Genomic DNA, 3,708 nt, shown 5'->3' on the forward strand with positions numbered 1-3,708 from the left:
TGGCGGCGCGGGGTGACACCGGCCTTGGCGAAGTGGCCCGCGAGGGGCTTGTTCACCTTGCGGGGGTCGATCTCGCCGAAGCCGATCTGGACGGCAAGGCGAGGTCCGGTTCGGTGTTCACCACCCGGAACAGCACGGCCGCCCCGGCGCCCTCGCCGAACAGGTGCCGGCCGAGCGCCGCGTGGGCGACGGTCGAGCCGAGCGAGAACACGTCGCTCGGCGGACCGACCGGCTCCCCCAGCGCCTGCTCCGGCGACATGTAGGGCGCCGAGCCGATGACCGAGCCGGTGGTGGTCAGCCCGGTGCCGTCGGCCGCCCGGGAGATGCCGAAGTCGATGACGTGCGGCCCGTCGAGGGCCAACAGCACGTTGGCGGGCTTGAGGTCACGGTGGATCAGTCCGGCCCGGTGCACCTCGGTGAGCGCCTCGGCCAGACCGGCCGCGAGCGTGCGCACCGTCTCCTCGGGCAGCGGGCCGTGCCGGGCGACCGCCCGCTGGAGCGGCACGCCGGCCACGAAGGCGGTGGCCATCCAGGGCGTCGCCGCCTCGGTGTCCGCGTCCACCACGGGTGCGGTGAACGCTCCGGAGACCCGGCGTGCCGCCGCGACCTCCTGCCGGAAGCGGGCACGGAAGGACGCGTCCTCGGCCAGCTCGGGGCGCACCACCTTCACCGCGACGGTCCGCCCGCCGGCCGACCGCCCCAGGTACACCGCACCCATGCCGCCGGCCCCGAGCCGCCCCACGAGTGTGTACGGCCCGACCTGTCGCGGGTCCGCGGCCCCGAGTCGCTCCAACGTCTTCCCCTCCCCCGTGAGGCTCACAGGCTAGGGGCAAGACGATGGACACGACAGGAGATCACCCGCTTTCACACCAGGACGCCACACCCAAGGACCGGTCGGCGGACGGTGGTTGACGGTCTGGGATAGCATCACCGCACCTGTCATGTACAGCCAGAGAGCGGGGGACGGAAGCGCAACGGTCCGATAACGGCACCTGGACCCGTCGGCCCGCCTCGTGAATACTTCGCGGCACGGTAGCGTTCGGATCTGCTTGAAACGGTCGATCTTCGAGCATACGCGAACACAGGCGCGCCAGGACGGCCGGCCACCCACGAGGCCGCCCGCGCGCAGGTCCGAAGACTGCCCCCGGCTCTGAATCCCAGGAGCGGACCCGGCCGGACGCGGGTCCCGACGGCACGAAGGCGGTAACTGCGGTGAACAGGCGTGTGCTCGGTCTCTCGGCGGTGTGTACGGTCGGCGCCCTCCTCCTCGCGGCCTGCGGCAGCAGCGGCGGGACGGCCTCGGACGGCAGCGTGACCCTCAAGCTGGTCGCCGCCGACTACGGCGACAAGGAGTCCAACAGCTCCAAGTCCTACTGGAACAACGTCTCCTCCGCGTTCACCGCGGCCAATCCCGACATCCGGGTCGACGTCCAGGTGGTGAACTGGAACGACATCGACAAGCAGGTCAAGACGATGATCCAGAGCGGCAACGTCCCCGACGTGCTGCAGACCGGCGGCTACGCGGACAAGGCCGCCGACGACCTCCTCTACAAGGCCGAGGACGTGCTGTCGACCGGCACCCGGGCCAACCTGATCGACTCCTTCGCCGAGGCCGGACAGGTCAAGGGCGTGCAGTACGGCATCCCGTTCGTCTCCTCCGCCCGCGCGCTCTTCTACAACAAGGCGGTCTTCCGGCAGGCCGGCATCGCCCAGCCGCCCACCACCTGGGAGGAGGTCCGCAAGGACGCCGACCTCATCAGGGCCAAGGCGCCCGGCGTCACCCCCTACGCGCTGCCGCTGGGCCCCGAGGAGGCCCAGGGCGAGAGCATGATGTGGGAACTCGGCAACGGTGGCGGCCCCACCGCCAAGGACGGCACCTACACCATCGACAGCCAGGCCAACGTCGACACCTTCGGCTGGCTCAAGGCCAACCTCGTGGACACCGGCCTGACCTACGCCAACCCGGCCACCACCGACCGCAAGACCGCGTTCGCCGACTTCGCCGCCGGCAAGGCCGCCATGCTCAACGGCCACCCCTCGCTGATCCAGATGGCCAAGGACGGCAAGGTCGACTACGGCGTCGCACCGATCCCCGGCAGGACCGGTCCGCTCAAGTCCACCCTCGGGGTCGCGGACTGGACGATGGCCTTCAAGAAGAACGGCCACCGCGACCAGATCAAGAAGTTCCTCGACTTCGTCTACGCCAAGGACAACACGCTCAGGTTCGACGAGACCTACAACCTGATGCCGGTCACCCAGGACACCCTGCGGGAGATGACCACCGGCGGCAAGCACCCGGACCTCGAACCGTTCTTCGCCCTGCTGCCGCACGCCTCCTTCTACCCGCTCGGCGACACGAGTTGGGACGCCGTCTCCGCCGAGCTCAAGAAGGCCATCGGCGGCGCCGTCGCCGGCGACCCGGCCAAGGTCCTCGGCGACCTGCAGAAGAAGGCCCAGGACGCGGCCAGGAACTAGGGCTCGTCTTCAAACCCCCGCCTGCGGGGCGACGCCCCCCGCCCGCTCCGGCGCCGTCCCCCACCGGCGCCGGAGCGCCCGTCCCCGCCCGGAAGGCTCCCCCGTGTCCATCGACTCCCGCGCCCCGGAGGCCGCCAGGCCCGGCCGGGGCACCCCGGCCCGCCCCGGCCGCAGCCGCCGCGGCCCGACCCGGCCCGGCACGAACCGGTTCGGCCCGCTGCCGTGGATCGCCCCGGCCGTGCTGCTGATCCTCTTCGTGGTGCTGTGGCCCGTCTACGAGATGGTCCACGCCTCGTTCCTGCGGATCAGCACCAGCGGGTTCGTCCGCGGCTCCGCCGGACTGGACAAGTACCGCAAGCTCTTCGGCGAGACCGACCTCGGCCACGTCCTCCTCGCGACGGTCCTCTGGACCCTCGCCGTCGTCGGCCTGACGATGCTGCTCTCGCTCGGCCTGGCCCAGCTCTTCGACCAGCGCTTCCCCGGCCGGCGGTTCACCCGCTGGGCGCTGATCGCCCCCTGGGCGGCGTCCGTCCTGATGACCTCCATCGGCTTCAAGTGGATGCTCGACCGGACCGCCGGCGTGCTCAACACCGCGCTGACCGACCTCGGCCTGACCGACGGGCCCGAGGACTGGCTCGGCGACCCCGCCACCGCCTGGCCGTGGATGGTGTTCGTCGCGGTCTTCGTCTCGCTGCCCTTCACCACCTACACCCTGCTCGCCGGACTGCAGACCGTCCCCGGCGAGGTGTACGAGGCGGCCCGGGTCGACGGCGCCTCCCCCCGGCAGACCTACCTGCGGATCACCCTGCCGCTGCTGCGGCCCGCCTTCCTGGTGGGTCTGGTGATCAACCTGATCAACGTCTTCAACTCCTTCCCCGTGATCTGGGGCATGACCCAGGGTGGCCCGAGCAGCGCCACGGCCACCACCACGGTGTTCATGTACCAGCTGAAGAGCACCGACATCGGCGAGTCCGCGGCCATGTCCGTGGTCAACTTCCTGCTGGTCGTGCTGATGGTGCTGGCCTTCCTCAAGGTCGGCCGCTGGAACGGGGAGGAGAGTTGACGACCACTCGGACGACCACTCGGACGACTAATCGGACGGCTGACCGGACGGCCCCGCAGACACCGCCGCGAACGGCCGCCGCACGCGCGGCCGGCCGGCGGATCCGGCCGCGCACCCTGGTCCTCGCGGCCGTGGCCTGGCTGCTGGCGGCGCTCTTCCTGCTCCCCTAC

The 3,708-nt window shown here is 71.0% G+C and carries 3 protein-coding genes and 1 pseudogene; 2 read left to right on the forward strand and 2 right to left on the reverse strand.

Going from position 1 to position 3,708, the window contains the following annotated elements:
* A pseudogene (gene rplC, locus ABZ885_RS37400) lies at positions 1-95 on the reverse strand (50S ribosomal protein L3); the annotation flags it as partial.
* A complete protein-coding gene (locus ABZ885_RS37405; RefSeq protein WP_360199073.1) occupies positions 53-820 on the reverse strand; it encodes a serine/threonine-protein kinase in 768 nt (255 codons plus the stop codon). The gene ABZ885_RS37405 and the pseudogene rplC, both read right to left, overlap by 43 nt.
* 392 nt (positions 821-1,212) lie before the next feature.
* On the opposite strand from ABZ885_RS37405, the gene ABZ885_RS37410 reads away from it, so the two are divergent.
* The gene (locus ABZ885_RS37410) at positions 1,213-2,475 is read left to right on the forward strand and encodes an extracellular solute-binding protein (protein WP_360199075.1); all 1,263 of its coding nucleotides are present in this window, start codon (positions 1,213-1,215) and stop codon (positions 2,473-2,475) included.
* A gap of 103 nt (positions 2,476-2,578) precedes the next feature.
* Positions 2,579-3,538, forward strand: coding sequence for a sugar ABC transporter permease (locus ABZ885_RS37415; RefSeq protein ID WP_360199077.1), 960 nt, complete (start codon positions 2,579-2,581; stop codon positions 3,536-3,538).
* Positions 3,539-3,708: the final 170 nt, after the last annotated feature.

This window comes from Kitasatospora sp. NPDC047058 (genome assembly GCF_040643935.1).
In the GTDB taxonomy this organism is placed as follows: Bacteria; Actinomycetota; Actinomycetes; order Streptomycetales; family Streptomycetaceae; genus Kitasatospora.